The 20,833-nt window shown below is 41.9% G+C and carries 14 protein-coding genes; 12 read left to right on the top strand and 2 right to left on the bottom strand.

Annotated features, from left to right (window positions below):
* Position 1: 1 nt before the first annotated feature.
* Positions 2-1,903: a type I-F CRISPR-associated protein Csy2 gene (locus tag GVO60_RS20690; protein ID WP_031429602.1), complete on the bottom strand. Its 1,902-nt coding sequence runs from the start codon at positions 1,901-1,903 to the stop codon at positions 2-4.
* Positions 1,904-3,088, bottom strand: coding sequence for a TniQ family protein (locus GVO60_RS20685; RefSeq protein ID WP_031429603.1), 1,185 nt, complete (start codon positions 3,086-3,088; stop codon positions 1,904-1,906). It abuts the gene before it with no gap.
* A 189-nt stretch (positions 3,089-3,277) separates the two neighbouring features.
* On the opposite strand from GVO60_RS20685, the gene GVO60_RS20680 reads away from it, so the two are divergent.
* From GVO60_RS20680 to GVO60_RS20625, 12 genes are all read left to right on the top strand, one after another.
* A complete protein-coding gene (locus GVO60_RS20680) occupies positions 3,278-4,762 on the top strand; it encodes a sigma-54 interaction domain-containing protein (RefSeq protein WP_031429604.1) in 1,485 nt (494 codons plus the stop codon).
* A 62-nt stretch (positions 4,763-4,824) separates the two neighbouring features.
* Positions 4,825-8,274 carry a DEAD/DEAH box helicase family protein gene (locus GVO60_RS20675; RefSeq protein WP_159657469.1) on the top strand — a complete coding sequence of 1,150 codons (3,450 nt, stop codon included), beginning with the start codon at positions 4,825-4,827 and terminating at the stop codon, positions 8,272-8,274.
* A 132-nt stretch (positions 8,275-8,406) separates the two neighbouring features.
* On the top strand, positions 8,407-10,002 hold the full coding sequence (locus GVO60_RS20670; protein WP_159657467.1) for a type I restriction-modification system subunit M: 1,596 nt from the start codon (positions 8,407-8,409) through the stop codon (positions 10,000-10,002).
* Positions 9,999-11,195: a restriction endonuclease subunit S gene (locus GVO60_RS20665; RefSeq protein ID WP_159657465.1), complete on the top strand. Its 1,197-nt coding sequence runs from the start codon at positions 9,999-10,001 to the stop codon at positions 11,193-11,195. Before GVO60_RS20670 ends, GVO60_RS20665 begins: the two co-directional genes overlap by 4 nt.
* A gap of 51 nt (positions 11,196-11,246) precedes the next feature.
* Positions 11,247-12,713: a DUF3696 domain-containing protein gene (locus GVO60_RS20660; protein WP_042782920.1), complete on the top strand. Its 1,467-nt coding sequence runs from the start codon at positions 11,247-11,249 to the stop codon at positions 12,711-12,713.
* Complete coding sequence (locus GVO60_RS20655) at positions 12,713-13,603, top strand: hypothetical protein (RefSeq protein WP_031429613.1); 891 nt, start codon at positions 12,713-12,715, stop codon at positions 13,601-13,603. Before GVO60_RS20660 ends, GVO60_RS20655 begins: the two co-directional genes overlap by 1 nt.
* An 82-nt stretch (positions 13,604-13,685) precedes the next feature.
* Positions 13,686-14,372 carry a hypothetical protein gene (locus GVO60_RS20650; protein WP_031429615.1) on the top strand — a complete coding sequence of 229 codons (687 nt, stop codon included), beginning with the start codon at positions 13,686-13,688 and terminating at the stop codon, positions 14,370-14,372.
* A gap of 163 nt (positions 14,373-14,535) precedes the next feature.
* Complete coding sequence (locus tag GVO60_RS20645) at positions 14,536-15,627, top strand: ComEC/Rec2 family competence protein (protein ID WP_031429617.1); 1,092 nt, start codon at positions 14,536-14,538, stop codon at positions 15,625-15,627.
* Between the two features lie 14 nt (positions 15,628-15,641).
* Positions 15,642-16,256 carry a hypothetical protein gene (locus GVO60_RS20640; protein ID WP_225874953.1) on the top strand — a complete coding sequence of 205 codons (615 nt, stop codon included), beginning with the start codon at positions 15,642-15,644 and terminating at the stop codon, positions 16,254-16,256.
* A 48-nt stretch (positions 16,257-16,304) separates the two neighbouring features.
* Positions 16,305-17,918, top strand: coding sequence for an AAA family ATPase (locus tag GVO60_RS20635; protein ID WP_031429619.1), 1,614 nt, complete (start codon positions 16,305-16,307; stop codon positions 17,916-17,918).
* Entirely contained in the window at positions 17,909-19,333 is a 1,425-nt protein-coding gene (locus GVO60_RS20630) for a VWA domain-containing protein (RefSeq protein ID WP_031429622.1), read from the top strand. The genes GVO60_RS20635 and GVO60_RS20630 overlap by 10 nt, the downstream gene beginning before the upstream one ends.
* A 387-nt stretch (positions 19,334-19,720) precedes the next feature.
* Entirely contained in the window at positions 19,721-20,257 is a 537-nt protein-coding gene (locus GVO60_RS20625) for a HEPN domain-containing protein (protein ID WP_159657463.1), read from the top strand.
* Positions 20,258-20,833: the final 576 nt, after the last annotated feature.

Raw genomic sequence — 20,833 nt, 5'->3', positions numbered from 1 at the left:
GTCATGCCTCCGTTTGAATCGAAATATAGTCAGTGTGATATTTATAACGCCATAAAATTTCGTTTGAGTCAGTCTTGTTGCCAAACACTATAGGGTTTATGAGCCCAATAATTGGCTCCGAGAATGCGTGCTTGTAGCCTCGTAATGAGCCTCTTTTCTCTGAGGGCTTTTCTAGCAGATGAAATCCAACGCAAGAGGGAGTTAACCACCGTTTTTCCCTAACGCTTGATATCAAGTCATCAAAGCTATTCAGGTGGCTCTTATAGAGCGAGAGCCACTTTCCCTTCTGTATTGGCACATGTTCAATTGCGGAGGTTAAGCTGTCGAATGACTGAATGTTGTGAAAGTCTGCAATAGAAATCTTAGCTGTCCCTCGGGCAAGGCGTTTTGGCAGAACTTTGATAATAGAATCATCGGGAATATTTGGTTGATGTGAGAATTTTAGGACAAGGCTAAATGTGAAATCACATTGCCAGTCATCATGTGTTGATGGGGGAGAGATAGTGCCGTTCGCTTTCTCAACAAACTCTTTGGTTAAACCACGTTTGTCTAAATGGAACTGATGAATGCAGACAGCAAATGATTCAATTTCCGCTGCTGAGTTTGACTCTTTTAAGTGACATTCAAACGAATGCACATATCCATAGAACGCCGTTAATGATGGAATGCCGACTGTCATTGAAGAGCTCAATGCGCTTGCACCAGAAACTCTAATATTTGGCAAAAGTAAAAATGCCCCAGTCTTTGAGTTACAGCTATCATTATTTGGTTCGAACAAGGGGTCTTTTAATTCTTGCTTTAGTAGACTGTGCAACAACCTTGTAAGCTTGGGAAGGTACGCAAAACGCTTCGTTGTTCTCATCTGAGAAAGATCATAATTTAAGTACTCAGTCAGTGTGTCGGCATCTATTTCAGAGTTTTGATGTGACAGCCATGCCCGAATCATTTTTCGAATATTGTCGGTTGCTGATTTTCGATATGCTTGTTTTTGATTGTCGGTGATTAGACGCTTATTCAAGTGCGTATAATCTTTTAACGATTGAATGCTTTCTTTTGTTAACCAGCGCTCATTGTTACTGAGGTTACAGTGAGGCGTTTGTGAGAAATTAGGAACAGACCTGAACATTCTGAAAGCCCCACCACATGTCATAGGCAAAACACCCATGCTGGTAATACGGCTGAAACGAGTTGTTACGCTATATTGATAATTCTGGCTTAGGGTTTGATAACAGTGGCTTTGCATCGATTGAGAAGCAACTGGCGAGAATGAAACATACGAACCTTCGTCATTAGGTAATGAAAGTTGCGTTAAGTAGTTACCCGTTAGTGCTACGTCGATTTTCTGCGCATCAAAGCTCCGCAACTTTTTTAATACTGCTTTTTGTGTCTTCTTGTAACAGCCTAGTTCCAGCAACTTAGTCCATAAAATATGTGATTCATCTTGTAGAAAGATAGCAAGGCATGAGATTACCCCTTCCCAACAGAATTCACTTGTGAGGAAGGCACTTTTGTTGACGTACTTTGGATCATGGCTGTAAGCCCAAAAGTGCTGTGGTAATTTGGATGATGACAACAAATGCTCTGGAAGAGAGCCTAAAGTTGACGCTCGAATAACGCCACCTGATCGAATGTCCGGGAACTTTAGGTTATGGCTTTGAATGTATTCGATAGTATTCAGACAAAAGTGCCACCATTTTTCGTCTCGCAACTTCTCTTTGCACTTTGCACGATCAAGTAGGTTCTTTTGGTTGGCGGTTTTATCGGTTAAGTTAACCAAAACGGTGAGAGCGTCTAGCTCCTTTCCATCGATATTGATATGTGGAGTAAGAGGGCGGAAGGCTCGCTTTAATTCTACGTTCAAATCATCTGGTCTTGATTGTAGTGACTCTTTCAGACTCTCCATTTACCACCTCGATACATAAAACGAACGATTAAACTCATCAGTCTGAAATTCAGCTAACCAAAGGCAGAAGATGTCGCCGAAATAAAATAAGTAGTCGTTAACCGCCAGAGGCATGTTTGGCTTAGGTTTACGATTTGGCTTTAAGATGCGCTGTTCTACCATTGAGGCTATCTCGTCCAAACTGCAATTGAGGAACACAGTTGCTTCTAGAGCGTTCATGCGAAGGTTAGCTAGCAATCCTTCGTTATCCCATAAATGTGCTTCTACATGTCGTAGAAGCTCTCCTAGAACGATATTTTGTTGAAGGTTACGCTCTGGTAATCGAATAGAACTAAAAAAGATGCGCCCAAAAAGGTCCTTAACCCGTAATTCCTTCTTTCCAACAATGGCATGCTCAAGGTTGAATTCGATTTCATCATCGATCATTGAATGAAATGCTCTTGGCCAGTTTGAGAAAAATTGGACGAACGAAAAGTGATCGAATTCATTATCGCTGATGTGGCTCCACCAATGTACCAACCCCCATCGGTAGCTCCTGGGGACGTGAGGTAGATTTTTACACTCATTGCCCGCTAGCCAATTCGCAACAGAGAGTGTTGCGCTATGACTTTTTTCTCTACTCTTTATGGCGAGAGTCGCTTCACAACTGCCGCACATTCCACTTAAACTAGACACTCGATAGTCGTGCTCAGCGCCACAGCGACAGCTGTTGAGTAAAGGTACATCATGGATATGGCAGTGATCGTAACCCTCAAAATGCCAAAGGTAAGAAGCATAACCATTTTCCTGTAAGCACAATGGGCAGCAGGGTATAGACTTTGTCCGGAGTAAACTGCGAGGAAAAACTTCTGAGCCACGGATCACGGCACTAGTTGATGGAGAATATTTTAAGTTTGTTCTGTTAATTGCTAATCCAAGTAACTCGGTCGGTTCGTTAAACGTTAATTGAGCGAGTTTCAGGAGTGAGGCTGTTCGGGCACCAGAGCTATCTTTGGCTAAGCAGGGGTTAATCTTTGCGATATTGGTTGGAAAGGTTTGATATGCGTTATGGTCAATGTCTTGTAGGAAGCCTTTGGTGGCTTCTAGGAAACGATGGACATCACTATATCCATTTTTGTTTGCCACACGGATAAAGAAGCTCTCAAGGCTTTCATCGCTGTAAGGTTTGGGTCTTTGCAAAAACATAGAGCTCCTCCTAAGTTCAATATAGGAGCTAACAGTATGATTAGCCGTGTTTTGTTTGGAATTGAGACGCCAACCACAACTTTTTGATTTTTCTTTTATTGATATAGTTTTGGGTGTAATTGAATATCAACTCAATGCTTAATGCGGTAAACTCCATTCCCATAAGTAAAAATAGTTACGGACGCAAGAATGGCAACATTACTCACCTGGCTTGGCAGAACAGATCTTGATCAAATGAGGCAGGATAAGCCTGCTTCAATTGCAACGATTGCTTTGAAATGCAAACCTCTAGACAGCATTATTATTCTTGCCAGTACCTGGGATGATGAATGGCACGACTATAAAGAGTGGTTGGAGAGAAAGCTTGCCTGCGTGGGGCGATCTAAGACCTTAGTGACTATCCAACGAGTTCGATTGGCATCACCAATAGATTATTCAGCGATAACCAAAGTGATGCAAAAACAGCTGAGTAAGATTTCTGCTGGCTCGGAACACATTTACTTAAACCTCACTTCTGGAACGCCAGCAATGGCAGTCATTTCTGTCTTACTTGGTAAGAGCATAGCTAAATGCCAGTTACTTCAAACATCGCCTAAAGGTGAGATAATTGAAGTTGATATACCTGTCGATTTCGCGACGGAATACGCCAAATCCTCCATTAACGCTATACAGTCACTAACATCAGATACCCCTCAATTAAGCTCTGCTTTTGAAGCTATAACAGCAAAGTCGAAAATTATGCAGCTTTTAGTGAACAAAGCTCACAGACTTGCTTTATCTGATTTGCCTGCACTTGTGCTTGGTGAAAGCGGGTCAGGAAAAGAAGTCATGGCAACAGCCATTCACAACGCAAGCTCTCGCTCTGATAAACCATTCAGAGCCGTTAACTGTGGTGCATTACCAGAGAATTTGGTGGACTCAATTCTATTTGGTCACGTCAAAGGGGCGTTTACTGGAGCGGATAAAGATCATACAGGGTTATTTGAACAGGCAAATGGCGGCACCTTGTTCCTAGATGAAGTAGGCGAGCTGCCACTTAATGTCCAAGTTAAATTACTTAGAGCTTTGCAACAAAAAGAGATTACTCGAGTCGGTGACGTTAAATCTAAGGTTGTTGATGTGCGTATTATTGCAGCCACGCACCAAGATCTATTTCAGATGATATCGCAAGGAGCCTTTCGGGAAGATTTGTTCTACCGACTCGCCGTAGGGGTTATTGAAATGCCACCGCTTAGAGCGAGAACGGAAGATATTCCAGAACTTATCTCAACACTAATGGGTGATATCAATCAACAGGTGGAGAAACATCCTCTGTTCGAAAGTAAGAAAATTTCCACCGATGCAATTAATTTTGCACAATCATACTCGTGGCCCGGGAATATCAGGGAGCTTTGGAATACACTGAATCGAGCAGTGTTATGGTCTGAATCACCTACCATTTCTGCCGAAGACCTTCAATCATCAGTATTAAGTGCAGGCAGAAGGCAATCATCTCGGGGGGAGTTTTTTGTACCTGGGGATATACAGCAATACATTGATACTATTAAGAAAGATGCGGTTGAATCAGCTTTAGAGTATAGTCGCAACAATAAATCCAAAGCAGCTGAAGTACTAGGTCTAAAGAGCCATCAAACGTTAAGCGGTTGGATGACAAAATTAGGCATCGAAGAATAAGCAAGTTGGCTAAAACAGGGTTGGCACACCCATTGCTCATTGAGGTCAGGAGTACAATAAGAGTGAAAACGTCAGTGAACTTTGAACATCTAAGAAAAGACTGGCCAGAACTGGCTGAACTGGGCGCATTTGCTGAAGCTTATGCGGTGACTGATCCTCAAAGCTCGATGGTAAAACTTCGTTGCTATGTCGAAAAGATTGTAGGTTACCTATATCGAGAGCTACGTTTACCTGTATTGCCAAATGCATCGGTTCACGACAAGCTAACGAGTGCTTCGTTTACTGCCATCATCCATAAAGATATTCTCGATAAATTTCATGCTGTGCGCAAAGGCGGAAACAAAGCTGCCCATGACGGATATGTCAATCAGCATGACGCACTCTGGTTACTCAAAGAATCCTACCTGATTGGTTGTTGGCTTTTCATTGCCTATGGGGATGGTTCCCAAGAAGAATGTCCACGATATACTCAACCTGATAATGCTCCGCTAGAGGGTGAGTCTAAAGCAGATTTCAAGCGAAAAAACAAACAGTTACAACAAAAGCTCGCCCAGAACAGTGAGCAGCTTACACAGGCGTTAAAAGAGCTTGAAGAGGCGAAAGAAGCCCAGTTGTTGGCCCAGCAGGCTGCTAGTAAGCTCAAGTTGCAAGTTGATCAAACCAAAGCTGAGAAGCTAAAGCGCAACACCCTCAAGTTGAAGAACAGCTTTGACTTTAACGAAGCGGAAACTCGTAAACGTCTAATCGATTCGGAGCTGAGAAGTGAAGGGTGGGATGTTGCACTGGCAGAGGTGAGCACAGAACAAGTATCAAAAGAGTACGAAGTAGAAGGTCAACCGACTCAATCAGGCAAAGGTCGTTGTGACTACGTACTGTGGGATGACAACGGCAAACCACTGGCAGTTATCGAAGCGAAGAAAACCCGAGTGGATGCGCGAGCAGGGCAAGAGCAAGCCAAAATCTATGCTGATGCGTTAGAAAAACAAACGGGTCAACGTCCAGTTATTTTCTACACCAATGGTTATGATATCTGGTTGTGGGATGACGCTCAGGGCTACGTACCTCGCAAACTTTTTGGTTACTACTCTAAAGACAGTCTGCAATACCTTATCCAGCAGCGTGCTTTGAAAAAAGATCTTAACAGCACTCCGATTGATACCGAAGTCGCAGGTCGACTCTATCAAATGGAGTCGATCACTCGTGTCTGTGAACGATTTAGCGATAAGCACCGTAAAGCGCTGATCGTGCAAGCCACAGGTACGGGAAAAACGCGTGTTTCCATTGCGCTAGCGAAGCGTCTACTTGATGCAGGTTGGGCAAAGCGAGTGTTGTTCTTATGTGACCGTAAAGAGCTACGTAAGCAAGCGGCGAACGCATTTAATGAGTTCACTAAAGAGCCGTTATTCGTAAAGGGCAAAAGCAAAAAAGAACTTGCGAGTAAAGCGCGTATCGTGATCGCAACTTACCCAGGCATGATGCAAACCTTCGAAGAATTCGATGTTGGTCACTTCGACCTTATTATTGCCGACGAATCGCATCGTTCTATCTACAACAAGTATGGTGAGCTGTTTAAGTATTTTGATGCGCTGCAAGTGGGCTTGACGGCAACGCCAGTTGAGATGATTTCCCGCTCGACCAGCCAGCTGTTTGGTTGTGACTACAAAATGCCAACGGCCAACTACCCATTAGAGCAAGCGATTGAAGAAGAAAACCTCGTGCCTTTTAAAGTCGTTTCTCATACCACCAAGTTCTTGCGTGATGGCATTAAAGGTAATGAGCTCACTGATGAGCAGATAGCTGAGCTTGAAGATCAAGGAATCGACCCGAATGAGCTCGATTTTGATTCAAAGCTAATCGATAAAGCGATCTTTAACAAAGACACCAACCGCCAGATCATCCGTAATTTAATGGAACGTGGTCTTAAAGATGCTGACAATCAATTGCCTGGTAAATCGATTATCTTTGCTCGCAGCATCAAACACGCCGAACTTATCGCCGATCTGTTTGCGGAAATGTACCCCGATTTGGGTGGTAACTTCTGCCGAGTGATTCACTCGAAATACGAACGCGCAGATGAACTGATCGACAACTTCAAAAGTGCTGAAGGCAACAAAGAAGAGATCACCATTGCGGTGTCTGTCGATATGCTCGATACCGGTATTGATGTGCCGGAATGTATCAACCTTGTGTTTGCTAAACCGATTAAATCGAAAGTGAAGTTTTGGCAAATGGTAGGTCGTGGTACCCGTTTGTGTGAGAACTTGTTTGGCCAAGGCGAACATAAAAAACATTTCTTGATCTTCGATCACTGGAACAACTTTGAATATTTCAAAATGAACCCAGAAGAAGATGATGGTGCAAAAGGTAAGTCTCTTGCGCAAAAGGTATTTGAAGCGCGGCTAAACTTGGCTGATGAGGCAATTAAACGTGCAGAAATGGATATCTTCGATTCGGTGATCCCACAGATTAAAGCCGATATCGAATCGCTTAACGATAAAACCATCGAAGTGCGTGAAAACTGGCAAATTAAAGCGCAACTAAGTGATGAGAGAACCTTGCACCAAATGGCTCCGGATACCAAGGAGCTACTGCGCTCTACGATGGCTCCGCTAATGCAGTGGAAGCCAATTACGGGTGAGAGTGAAGCTTTGCGTTTTGATCTCCAGTTCTTAGAGCTTGAGCTTATCAAACTCAAACAACCATCCAAGGTTGATATTGCCGCGATGCCGATTATGGATAAGGTCACCACACTTTCCATGCACCTTAACGAAGTGCGCAGCAAGGCCAGTACGATTAAGCAAGTGCAGCAGCCTAACTTTTTGAACGATGCCGACCACCATGAATTAGAGGCCTGCCGAAGCGAGCTACGAGCGGTGATTCATTTGCGTGATAAAGGCGCAACACCGCCACCTAAGCCAACCCCAGTATTGGACGTAAAAGAAGATGCCGCTGAATATCGCACTGAAGAGGTGAAAACTGATATTGAGACAGTAGACTACCAGATCTATAAACAAGAGGTCGAAAAAACGTTGTCACCATTGTTTGAATCTAATGAAGTGTTGCAGAAAATACGTGCTGGACAATCAGTAACAGAAGCCGATTTAGAGACGCTTAACGCGCTTGTACATACTCAAAACCCAGGTGTCGACCTTTCTATTTTGAAAGAGTTTTTCCCTGAATCAACCGCAGGACTTGACCAGATTTTGCGTACCATTGTTGGCATGGATGCAAAAGCGATTGAAAATGAGTTTACGGCCTTTGTGCAGCAAGTGCATACCCACCTCAACTCAAGACAACAACGCTTTATCGGCATGCTCAAAAATCACCTTTGCCGCTACGGTAGCGTTGATATTGAGCAGTTGTACGATGCACCATTCAATCAAATTGATGATGCTGGCTTAGATGGCGTATTCCCAATTCCTGCTCAAGCGGATGTGGTGGAACAGTTTGTTCGCCGATTTAGTGTCCATTTGGGTGAGAAACAAGCAAGTGTAGAGAAAGTGGTGAATTAACCCTTTGGCAATGGCCACTGGCTAAGTAAACTACAACCAATTACGATTGACGCTGTTCATTCATCACTAGATGAGAGGCTTGTTAAGAAAGCCGCAGCGACAATTGGCATAAAATGATATAGAGAACAGATAATGATTACATCAGGCGCGTTAAAGAGCCAAATTGACAAGCTATGGGAAGAATTTTGGACGGGTGGGATCACCAACCCGCTAACCGTAGTTGAGCAAATTACTTATTTGATGTACGCCCGCATGTTAGACATGAACGAGCGTAACGACGAAAAACGTAGCGCACGAACGGGCAAGCCATTTAATCGCCGTTTTCCTGTCAGTGAAGATAAAGACAAAGACAAGCAACACATCCGTTGGGAAAACTTCCGTCATCTTGGCGCAGAAAAGTTATACCCATTAATAAAAGACGAACTCTTTCCGTATTTCAAAGAACTTACATCTGATGACACGCTGTTTGCAGACTTTATGAAAGATGCGCAGCTAATGATCCAAAAGCAGTCGCTATTGGTTAAAGCGGTTGAGTTGGTGAGCGAGCTGCCACTAGAAAACAAAGATGTAAAAGGTGACTTGTACGAATACCTTCTGTCTAAATTGACCACCGCAGGGATCAACGGCCAGTTCCGCACGCCGCGTCATATTATTCGTGCCATGATTGAAATGCTCGATGTAGAAGAAACGCACCGAGTGTGTGACCCAGCATGTGGTACGGGTGGATTCTTATCTTCGACCTACGAATACCTGCTAGAAAAGTATTCGTCGCCTGAAGGTGTAGAGAAAGAGCAAGCCTTTGACACTGAAGGAAAGCCTGTTTTAGATGTACATGGTAACCCTGTATTTAATCACTTATACGCAGGCGATTTGCTAGAAAACCGTGCTCATATCGATTACGACATGTTCCACGGCTTTGATTTTGACTCAACAATGCTTCGCGTCGCGGTAATGAACTTGGTAATGCACGGCGTAAAACAGCCAGACATCCATTACCAAGATACATTAAGCCAGAGCTTTATAGAGCGTTTCCCTGATGAGGCAAAAAACGGGTTTGACATCATCCTCGCTAACCCGCCATTTAAGGGCAGCTTAGATGAAGAAGACGTCGATCCTGCGATTCTAAAAGTGGTCAAAACTAAAAAGACCGAACTGCTGTTTGTCGCACTGATCCAACGTATGCTGAAAGTAGGTGGTCGCACTGCAACCATCGTTCCTGATGGCGTGTTATTTGGTAGCTCCAAAGCGCACCAAACCCTGCGTAAACACCTAGTAGAAGATAACCAGTTGGAAGCGGTAATCTCACTACCTAGTGGTGTATTTAAGCCTTATGCGGGCGTTTCTACGGCTATCCTGATTTTCACCAAAGGTGGTAGCACTGATAATGTTTGGTTCTACGATGTGCAGGCCGATGGTAAATCGCTGGATGATAAGCGTACCCCAATCAAAGACAATGACCTGCCAGATTTGGTCGAGCAGTACAAAGCTTACCAAGCGGCTGTAGCCGAGGGGCAGTCAACCGAGCAATGGTCAGACAAAACGCAAAAAGCCTTCTTGGTTGCGAAAGATGATATTAAGTCGAACAAATATGACCTGTCGATCAACCGCTATAAAGAAGTAGTCTACGAGCAAGAAAGTTATGAAGAACCAAATGTGATTCTAGGTAAACTCAAAGCCCTAGAAAATGAGATTCTGGCTGACCTAAATGAGCTGGAGTCGATGCTATGAGTTGGCCATTAGTGAAGCTAGGCGAGCTGTTTAAGGTTACATCGGGCGGAACTCCATCGCGCAAAAAGTCGGAATATTACGATGGCGGAGATATTCACTGGGTAAAAACTGGAGATCTCCACAATAAATACGTTCGTTCAGCTAGCGAGTTTATTACTCAAGAGGGGTTAGATGGTTCTTCTGCTAGGCTTTACCCGAAGGGTACGGTGTTGGTTGCAATGTATGGGGCGACGATAGGAGCGTGCTCTATTCTTGATATCGAAGCCGCAACTAATCAAGCATGTGCTGCATTCACTCCTACTGAGAAAGTTGATCCTGTATTTTTGTATTATTTGCTGAAGCATTGCAAACCCGATTTTGTCAAAGCAGGTTCAGGCGGTGCGCAACCTAACATTTCAGGTACCTTCCTTAAGAATTTTGAAATTCCACTGCCACCACTAGAAGAACAAAAGCGTATAGCTGCCATTTTGGATAAAGCCGATGCCATTCGCCAGAAACGCAAGCAAGCTATCGAGCTTGCCGATGAGTTCTTACACAGTGTGTTCTTGGATATGTTTGGTGATCCGGTTACAAACCCGAAAGGGTGGGAACAAGTTCCCTTATCGACTTTATCAGATAAAATTCTCAATGGCACAACCCCCAAAGGGGGGAGTGATGTGTATGTTGAAAAAGGCATTGCATTTTTAAGAAGTCAAAACGTGTGGAAAAAGCGTATTGATCTAGATGACATCGTTTATCTTGATGATGCAACACATGCAAAAATGTCCAAAAGTAGTTTGAAACACAAGGATATTTTGATAACCAAAACTGGCCGTATCAATACTGAAAACAGTAGTCTGGGACGAGCTGCTATTTACCGTGGAAAAGATGACGAAGCCAATATAAACGGGCACGTATATTTAGTTAGGCTCAAACCAGATAACGTACATGAGTTTATTGAATTTATTCTAACTACGAAAGAGTATCGAGACCATATAAGAGCCGTATGTGTTGGTGGAATTGATAAGCGACAACTAAACAAGAACCATATTGAAGAATTCCCGATAATCTGTCCGCCTAGCAGTGAACAACAGCGGTTTGTCAAAATACTTCATCAAAGTCAGAAAGTATTGGATAACTATAAAGAGCAGTTAGTAGAGGCTCAAAACAACTTCTCTGCTCTCACCCAAAAAGCCTTTTCAGGCCAACTATAAATTTCAGAGGTATCTTCGGATACCTCTTTTTTGATCAAAGGTTAGGTAAAAATGAAAATAACATCACTTACCGTTGGTGGATTCAAAGGCATCAAAAACAAAGCTACGATTCCATTAGCTCCCATCACCTTGTTCTTTGGCGCGAACAGCACAGGCAAAAGCACAGTATTACATGCATTACTGTATCTGTATGAAGTGGTCGCTAAACGTAACTTTGATGCTCAGTACAGCTCAGTCGCAGGCGAATCTCTTTATTTTGGTGGTTTTCAAAATATCGTACATGGTAAGGACTTAAATGGCGTTATCACCCTAGGTGCAACTCTAGATTTTAGAGATGGTACAACGGATATTTGGGATGATTATTTATCAGAGTCCGAACGTTGGTTACTAGAGAATACATTATTCTTCACGCCTGATTCAGACACTGACATTTTTTGCTTCGAATTAGATATTCAATGGGACCACACAAAAAAACGTGCGTACATTAGCCGATTTGTATGTAAAAGCCACGGCATCGAGTATTTCAATATAACAGCCCAAGCAGGTCGACCAGATTGTCAAATTAAGCATTATGAACCACTGCCACACTGGGAAGTCGATGAATCATTTAAAGTCGATAATCTCTTTGATTCTGGCCAGTGGGAAGATGTATCCATCAATAGCCAAGATGCGTTGCCTAACATCTATAAAAGGCTTGATCTATCGGATCCACCGTTCGATTGGTTTAACGTATATGAAGAGCACCCGCTGGCAGCTCAATTGTTCGCTGAAGCAGCTTTATCACAGGCTGCGTTTGCACCATTAAAGCTATTAGTGAAAAAACTTGAAGATTTGCTCCATATCGGTCCGCTACGTATTGTGCCAACACGTGCAACCGTATTAAACAAGAGCACGAACACTCAGCGTTGGTATGACGGTACAGCGGGTTGGGAGACTTTCGCCTTTTCAAGTGAAAGTGTAAAAACCAAAACTAATGAAAAATTTATGAGTAGCGCGTTCTTCGGCACTAATTACTGCTTTGAGTCTCCAGCTTATGGCGAACCAAGTTTGAGTGAAAAGTCAGTCATCCTCAAAGACTCTCATACTGACATCCCTTTATTGCCGTCAAGCGTTGGTGTTGGCGTATCGCAAGTCTTCCCATTTGTTGTTGCGACCTCACTTGAGCAAGATCTTATCGTATCGTGCGAGCAACCCGAACTGCATATTCACCCTAAGTGGCAGTTAGCTTTGGGGGATATGATGCTAGAGGCAACCAAGAAAAATTCTGACCGTATGTTCTTGGTTGAGACTCACAGCGAACATTTGCTATTGAGGTTGTTAAAGCGTCGCCGCCAAACCGCAGATGAAGAGATCGAATACGAACCATTTGGTTGTAAGAAAAGTGATGTACAGATAGTTTTCTGTGAGCAGTCCGAAGGTAAAACTCGTTTAATTCCAATCAAAACAACTGACGAGGGTGAGTTTGATGCGCCGTGGCCAAATGGCTTCTTTGAAGAAAGAAGAGAGGAGCTATTCTGATGTTGCATTTGGAATTTGCGGTAGCGCCTACAGAAGTCAACTCTTTAGCTGATTTGGCATTGTTGGATGCAAGGCTTGGATTTGATCGCGGCGCAGTATTATCTGGTTTTCCTAAAGCTTGGTTTAGGGAAGTTTCAGATCAATTGAGAAGAACTCATCAAGGCGATACTTTAGATCGTGCTACAGAAAGACTTCGAGCGTTTAAGGATAATAAAACGGTAGCTTTTAATCGAGCATTCGAAGGGCCAGACTGGATTAATTCAGCAACGATGAGCCATGGGAACGAGCCATTTCATCGAGTGGTTGAGCAGTCACTCAATTCTATACCTGTGTTCGTAAGTTCTTTTGTTGATCTGGCTGATGATGATTTTTCCTATACTTCGCAATTTCCTCGAACTGCGGTGTCTCTTGCTAAAGCAGCAAAAGCACTTTTACTTGGTGCAGAAAAGGTAACTATTTACGACCCGTATATCTGTTTCACCAGACCTGGTTATCGAAAAACACTACTTGAAACAATGAAGCTATGTAAAAAAGCTTCAGTAGATTTCCATATATTTTCTGAAGAAGATGGAAAACCATCATGGCAGGCTACGCGACAAGCTCTAGAAAGCTTCAAAGGAACAATGCCAGAAAATATTAATTTATATTGGTATTGTGCTGATGATGAAGGATCTAGATTTTTGCATGCGAGGGGGCTTTTTACCAGTAAAGGAGGGTTGATCTACGATGGTGGTTTTGAAGAGCCGAATGATAGAGATCAACGTCAAGAACTCATGGATATACTCCCGATGCCTAAAGGCTTACTACAAGCGAAATCTATGTCTTACAATACTTCTCTTCAATATGAAGACTTTAAGCTAGTGAGAGATGTTTGGTCTTCCCACCCTTAATGAACAATTGGAGCCTGCTACTTGATGCGATACATTTGGCGGGCTCAAGTGAATATTGCTTCGAGTAGCTTAGGATGTCTTTATGCAACTTCAACTCAGTGCGACCAATGCACTTAACAAATGGCTGAAAGCTGATTTCCCACGTTTGCCAGTGGAAACGGGTAAACAAGCCGGAGTCAATAAACTGAGTTCGGATGCCGCTACTATGAGTTGGCAGGTGCACCTGATTGAAAACCGTTACCAATCCTCAGAGAAGACTTTAATCGTCTGTGAAGCCAACAGCCGCTTCACTTACTTTATTCCGCTCAATCGAATGATTTTCACGCCCGATGAACTCGCTAAGCGGTTAAAAATAGAATGGCAGTTTGCTTTTGTGGAAGCCTTGGAAGCTTATGCATTAGAAACTTATTCCTTAAAACATATCGGCTTAATCAGCCGTTACGACATCGCCACACTGCTATCAAAGCTCAATGACATTGAGTTCACGCCACAATGGATAAAAAACACCGACTTGAGTATTAACGGTCATATTGCTGACGCCGCTCAATGGGTTACGCAAACCTTAGAAGATAGAGATCTCGATCGCTTAAGCCAGCCGCTGGCGTTTGATATTTCTAGTTATATCAATGCTCAAACCAAGAGCATTAAGGTGAACAACAAGAAGCAGCGCTTCACCCCAATCGAGCGATTAATTGAATACGTCCAACAAATCACTGAAACAACTCCACTTTCTGATGACATGAGTAATGTCGTTCCGTTTAGGCGCTAGTTTAATTCTTTATTTTCCTTGTGGTAACTTAATTTACTTTTAGTAAATGTATTTACAGTTTGCGCCATCCGTTACTAGTCTAATCTCAGTAAAAACAAAGCCTTATGATTTGGCATGCTAGTTGATTAGTAACTCTTAACTTTCATAGAAAAAGGAAAAAGTTATGGGTTACGAAATTGATTTTTTGGGTGTTGGTGAAGAGTCTAAGAGCGGTGATGCAATCGCACTTCGCTATGGGAATCTACACGGTTCACGTGACGAACAAACTGTTGTTGTGATTGATGGTGGCTTTCAAAGCACAGGTTCAAAGGTTATTGATCACATCACCACTTGTTTCGGTACTTCCCAAGTGGATTTGGTCATTAATACTCACGCTGATCAAGACCATATTAACGGTTTGGAAACCGTCCTCAATGAACTCGAAGTAAAAGAACTTTGGATTCATCAGCCTTGGCTACATAATCAAGGACTTGCTGATAAATTCAAAGATGGACGAGTAACGGACAACAGCTTAGGGGAACGTCTTAAACAAAATCTCGAAAAAGCGTGGTCACTGGCTAAATTGGCTGAATCGAAAGGGGTCACTATACGTGAACCTTTTACTGGTTTAACGGACACTGGCGGTGGTATTAAGGTTCTCGGTCCTTCTGTCGAATACTACGAATCCCTCATTCCTGATTTTGATGGCATGCCTGAAAAAGCCACTGCAACAAATGCATTAGAAAGCTTCTTTGAAAAGGCAGCTGCATCTATTCGTCGTTTCTTTGCCACTTGGGGTGAAGACCAGATTGATGATGAAGGGGTAACATCAGCAAAAAACAATTCGAGTGTGATCACCCAATTAGTCGTCGAAGGAAGACGCTCTGTTTTTACTGGGGACGCAGGCATTCAGGCTCTGGAACACGCGGCAGATCAAATAGAGCAGTGTACAAGTGGAGCAGACCTTCGGTTTATGCAGATCCCCCATCATGGCAGTAAGCGCAATATTGGGACCACTGTTCTAAATCGTTTAGTTGGTGAGCCTATTAGCCAAGGTGTTTCACGAAACATCACGGCAATCGCTTCTACGGCTAAAAATGGTGAGCCTAAGCACCCACGGAAAGCTGTGATGAATGCTTTCACTCACCGAGGTGTCAAAGCACTAGCGACGCGAGGTTCCGGTATTTGTCACCATTACAATGCGCCTGGCCGTGATGGATGGAATAGTATGAACCCTGAGCCATATCACTTCGATTATGAAGAAGAGGTGGCATAATGATGGGAATCTCGATGAAAGCCAATAATATTGTCCCGCTTTCAGTATTGATGGTACTTCAGTTTGCAGTGATATCACTAGTAAATCAAAGTGCTTTTGATATCAGTTATGTCGATATACTAAAAGACACGAGTGGTGCGATGTTAGCAATAGGTGCGGTTTCGGGGTGGCTTAGCCACCTTATGCCTACTGATCTCAAGAACGTCTTGGTATTTTGGCGATGGAAGAATGTGTTACCAGGGCATCGCTTTATTCAGTTATCAGAGAGAGATCGACGTATTGACACTGCGCTCCTAAAGGCTCGCGTGTCCGAGTTTGAACTTTTGAAGCAAAATAATAGCGAGCAGAACAGTTATTGGTACAAAGAGTTTTATCGTCCATCCAATAAGCAGGACGAAGTGGCTTCAACTCACAGAGCTTATTTGCTGTATCGGGATTCTGCCGCTGTATCTTTTGTCAGTGCCTTTGCGTTGCTCGTAGCAAAGCAATTTTTCAGTGAGCAGTTTTTAGAATTGAGTTATCAATCCCTGTGGGTGTTTGTGGTAGCGATCGCAGGCTTTTGCATCGCAGCAAAAAATGCTGGGAACAGGCTGGTGACAACCGCTGTAGCAATAAGCTTAAGTGCTTAATATAGCGTTCAGATTTTAAATTTAACAAGGAAAGAGTTGGTTAGTAGTATGAATGTCAAAAGTAAAGAATATCAAACAAGCAAAGACAGAAAAAATATAAGAGTCGCCGCTCAGCCAGAAATAAAAAAACGTATAACTCAACTATTGGAGCAGATCGGTGAAGGGTTACATGAAAGAGAGCATATTCTTTCTGTTTCATTATTGAGCACGCTTAGTGGACAGAATACGTTCCTATTCGGTCCTCCGGGAACTGCTAAAAGCCTAATTTCCAGAAGGTTAGCATGTGCATTTGAGTCACCAAAGTATTATGAACATTTGATGAATCGGTTTACAACACCTGAAGAAGTATTTGGGCCTGTGTCAATTCAAGAACTTAAACAGGATAAGTATATCCGTAAGACGGAAGGTTATCTTCCTGACGCAGAGTTTGCATTCCTTGATGAAATTTGGAAATCCAGCCCAGCGATTTTGAACACTCTGCTCACCTTAATTAATGAACATGTTTTTAAGAATGGCAGTGAGGTTATCAAGGCACCTATTCGTTCGGTGATTGGAGCCTCGAATGAAGTGCCTCAAGAAAACCAAGGGCTAGATGCTCTTTATGACCGATTTATTACTCGTTTAATGGTTCCGCCAATTGTACTTGAAGATAATTTCAATTTGTTGCTTAACGCGAAGCCTTCGACTAGTGAGCCTAATGTTGATGAGGAGCTTAGAGTATCTCTTTCAGAGCTTAGTCAGTGGAATGAAGCGATACATAACGTTGAGCTGAGTAAAGACACTTTGCTTGTTATCAAATATATACGTAATGAGATCAGTGAAAAAAATGAAGAGTTAGGTCTGTATGTCTCGGATCGACGTTGGCAGAAAGCTGCAATTTTGTTGAAAGCATCTGCGTTTTTCAACGAGCGTAATTATACAAACCTGACAGATACAATACTTATAAAACATTGTTTATGGACTTCTCCAGAAAACAGGGTTTGTACCGAAGAGATCGTTATGGACGCTATCGAGTCATGTGGGATTGCTGGTGATATTAATTTGGCTGCTCTTGATAATAGTAAAGATAGCTTAGAGAAAGAGATCACTAAGGAACTTTTCTATAAGGACGATGTATATGACGTAATTTCATTAGGTAGTGAGGAATATTTTAAAGTAGTAGCAAAATTCAGAGAGCATAATTCATATTCTTATGGTAACCCGGAAATTAAGCAGAAAACGGTTCATATTCCTTTTAATAAATTTAAAAGTAATATTTCTTTTCATCCTGTCGACATGTCGGGAAATGACATAAAAGAAGTTACATGTGAATTTGATGAGCAGGGTTCTTGTACACTATCATATAACACTAGACATTATAGAGATAGATATAATGACTTTGAATTCACCCCTTCTATTCTTTTCCACAAAGGAGATAAAAGAAGTGATGTAAATGAGAGGCTGATTAAATCTCTTTCAGGTTCAGTTGGTAATCTTAGAGGACAGCTAAAAAAAATTCTTAAAGAGACAGAAGATAAATTGCGTGTATATAAACTGGAGCTGCATAGTCCGTTTACTACAAGCGCAGATACAGATGTCGCATTGAAAGGTGTTCTTTCTCAAATAGATAAACTCAAAATACGAATTAAAGACTGTGAACGTCTGGAGGCTCTATGCCAGTAGAATTTATCCATAAGCAATCAGATAGTCTACTGAAAGAACTCACAAGTGAAAGATGTGTATTGTTGGGTAATTTAGATGCGTTGTCATCTAAGGTAGAAGCCAAAGTTAGTGCCTGGAAAGTAGGTGTTGAACGGTCATTAAAAGTGGATAACCCTTTTTCCGATGATCAAGCGAATCTGAAAATATGGATGAATAATTACGATGTTAATGTATTACTAAAAAACTATATCTCATTTTGTCAGAAGGCAAAATATCACGTTGATTCTTCGTTTTGGCATAAAGAGTTGTTAGATAAAAAACCTAATGATACAGCTAGAAGTCTCCTGCTGTTAGATTGGCAGAAGAAGCTGGATAAATCTGTATCAGAGTGGTACTTCGAAACTCTGTCCAGAATGCGTGAAGAATTTTATAAACAGATTAGTGAATGGCTCAATTTGCTGGAAGAGTTGATGTACAGCTTGGAGAGTTTAGGTCTTGAACCAGGAATGTACCTTGATTTATCGGATGCTGAATTAAAAAGTGGAAGTATAGAAGTACTAAAGAGATGGGCGGATTACCTCAAAAACGACAAAGGTGCCAAAAAGGTATCTGAGCTTTTAGGGAAAGTAAGGCAAATTGAGTCATCAACTAAAATTGAAACAGTATTGAAGTCGGTAGCATTCAAACAACCAGTTGTTGATATCAATTCAAAGGAAGAGATTGTAGGTGTGGTTCAAGGGAAGGATATTGAGCATGCACTACCCTCTGAATTGGCACTTCTTTCGGATCCTGAAACATCAGTTCTTTTTGACCTTAAATATCTGGAATCACGCCTATTGAGTTTTGAAATGCAGGGCATTACAGAAATAGATCAGGAGGAGAGTATCCCCATAGATGAATCAGTTGAAGAGGATTCGAATTTAGGGCCTATGATTTTATGCATAGATACGAGTGGTTCAATGTACGGTACACCTGAACACATAGCCAAAGCTATGGCCTTGTACTTGTCTAGTGTCGCCAGAAAGCAGGACCGAAATTGTTATCTAATTAACTTCTCTACATCTATTGTGACTTTTGATTTAACGGGTAAAAAAGGGCTGGAATCTTTGATTAAGTTCTTGAGTTCCTCTTTTCATGGAGGAACAGATGTTGCTCCAGCACTCTGTCATGCGACTGAGCTAATGAAGAGGGAGTTTTATGAAAACGCAGATGTTTTGGTTATCTCTGATTTCATCATGGGTGAACTACCCAAAAACGTTATGAAGAGCATTGAAGAGCAGAGAGAAAAAGGGAACAAATTTAATTCACTAGTCATCGGTGATTGTTTTATGTACCAACGGTCTAAGACGCAGTTTGATTTGGAGTGGATATATAATCCACATACTAGCAGTATTCAGGAGCTAGTTAACTTCAAACAAAGCATGAGTTTAGTGTAGATTGAAATTTACCACTCCGAGGGTTGCTCAACAAAACTGATGTCTTGCTAGTGAGCGGTGGTGAATTTCCAGTTCCCTCGGGACTAAATAGGAAAATTAACAACCGAAGAGAGAAGCAGGGGCTACAGGTATACAGTATACAAATTGGTAATTCTCACTACACATCAATGAGCAAAATTTGTGACCCAATGCACTACATCTCAGAGTGGATTGATTTAAAACGTTAGCCGCTTGTTGGAGGTGTGAACATGCACTCAGTGTGATTAGTCATCAAGAGTCATTAGCTTATTGAAGTAACTCAACTTTATTGAGCCGAGTTATCATGATTTAAGTCTAAATATGGTGAATTCAATCTTATTCATATCATCATGATAACTAGGACAAAGGATGTCAGAAGCGAAAGGCAATTTTGAGTACGCGATCTCAGACGCAGAGCAATTATTAGAGTGTTACGATCAGTTGAACGGATGTAACTCCAACTCCCAACCTCCAGAGGTACTTAAGAGAGCTACTTTGATTCTGACCCTTACTGCGTGGGAAACCTATGTAGAAGACATAGCAAGAGAGCTAGTTGATGCGAAATATAGGGTAGTAAAAGGATCTCAACTCGGGAGCATTGTGGAGAATCGACTGAAAGAACATCTAAAGTATTTTCACAACCCTGGTTCAAAAAAGACCAAAGCACTTTTTGCTGAGTTCTTTGGAATTGATGTCACCGAAGCTTGGATTTGGAACAATTTTCAAACCGCCGATGAAGCTAGAGAACAGCTTAACAAATGGTTAAAAAAACGAGGAGAGGCAGTTCACCGCGCTCAAACTGATATAACTGAAGCGCACATCGTCAAGCGTGAAGAGTTGAACAAGTGCATCCGATTCTTTAGAGAGTTAGTGTCCGTGACTGATGCAAGATTATCGGAACTGTAATGATTATATGTTTTCTAATTTTGAAGTAGTTCTTTTGATGAGTCTTACTAGCTAGCTGGAAGTAACTTTCTTACCGCTGTAGTTTCGCTGAAATACTAGTTTCACAAAAATATCAATTTATGGTTGTTTTACGCGATATCAAGATATAGTTGTTTTTTGGTTAAGTGTTTGATTTTAAATGATTCAATATTATCATTTAATGGTTGCTTCAACAGGAAATTTGTAAAAACAACCATACATTGATTTTACGAAACCATACCGTGAAATAAAAACAACCATACCTTGAAATAGATTACAAAGTGTACAACGCTTAAGTAAGTTTACTACAGGTATGGTTGTTTACTATGAAAAAACGAATTCTTAGAAACTCGTCAGTAAAAAACATCTCACGTTTTGTCAGCCTCAAAACTGACTCCATTCATACAGTCGAGTCCGACTTAGAGTTTGATGCGGCTTTGTTGCGTAATTCAGACGAGAAACCAAACCTCCTAAAGTTGAGCGACTTTTATACAATATACTGAGTTTCAGGCATACCAAGCCCTGTAAGTTTGTTCAGTGCTTTGATCATGGCGTAAG

It is taken from the genome of Vibrio atypicus, from assembly GCF_009811315.1.
Classification (GTDB): domain Bacteria; phylum Pseudomonadota; class Gammaproteobacteria; order Enterobacterales; family Vibrionaceae; genus Vibrio; species Vibrio atypicus.
This window is presented reverse-complemented; position numbering and strand designations above follow the sequence as displayed.

Excerpts from the sequence above, each read along its gene's own strand:
- GVO60_RS20690 (WP_031429602.1), bottom strand. The coding sequence starts at position 1,903 with ATGGAGAGTCTGAAAGAGTCACTACAATCAAGACCAGATGATTTGAAC.
- GVO60_RS20685 (WP_031429603.1), bottom strand. The coding sequence starts at position 3,088 with ATGTTTTTGCAAAGACCCAAACCTTACAGCGATGAAAGCCTTGAGAGC.
- GVO60_RS20680 (WP_031429604.1), top strand. The coding sequence starts at position 3,278 with ATGGCAACATTACTCACCTGGCTTGGCAGAACAGATCTTGATCAAATG.
- GVO60_RS20670 (WP_159657467.1), top strand. The coding sequence starts at position 8,407 with ATGATTACATCAGGCGCGTTAAAGAGCCAAATTGACAAGCTATGGGAA.
- GVO60_RS20665 (WP_159657465.1), top strand. The coding sequence starts at position 9,999 with ATGAGTTGGCCATTAGTGAAGCTAGGCGAGCTGTTTAAGGTTACATCG.
- GVO60_RS20660 (WP_042782920.1), top strand. The coding sequence starts at position 11,247 with ATGAAAATAACATCACTTACCGTTGGTGGATTCAAAGGCATCAAAAAC.
- GVO60_RS20655 (WP_031429613.1), top strand. The coding sequence starts at position 12,713 with ATGTTGCATTTGGAATTTGCGGTAGCGCCTACAGAAGTCAACTCTTTA.
- GVO60_RS20650 (WP_031429615.1), top strand. The coding sequence starts at position 13,686 with ATGCAACTTCAACTCAGTGCGACCAATGCACTTAACAAATGGCTGAAA.
- GVO60_RS20645 (WP_031429617.1), top strand. The coding sequence starts at position 14,536 with ATGGGTTACGAAATTGATTTTTTGGGTGTTGGTGAAGAGTCTAAGAGC.
- GVO60_RS20640 (WP_225874953.1), top strand. The coding sequence starts at position 15,642 with ATGAAAGCCAATAATATTGTCCCGCTTTCAGTATTGATGGTACTTCAG.
- GVO60_RS20635 (WP_031429619.1), top strand. The coding sequence starts at position 16,305 with ATGAATGTCAAAAGTAAAGAATATCAAACAAGCAAAGACAGAAAAAAT.
- GVO60_RS20630 (WP_031429622.1), top strand. The coding sequence starts at position 17,909 with ATGCCAGTAGAATTTATCCATAAGCAATCAGATAGTCTACTGAAAGAA.
- GVO60_RS20625 (WP_159657463.1), top strand. The coding sequence starts at position 19,721 with ATGTCAGAAGCGAAAGGCAATTTTGAGTACGCGATCTCAGACGCAGAG.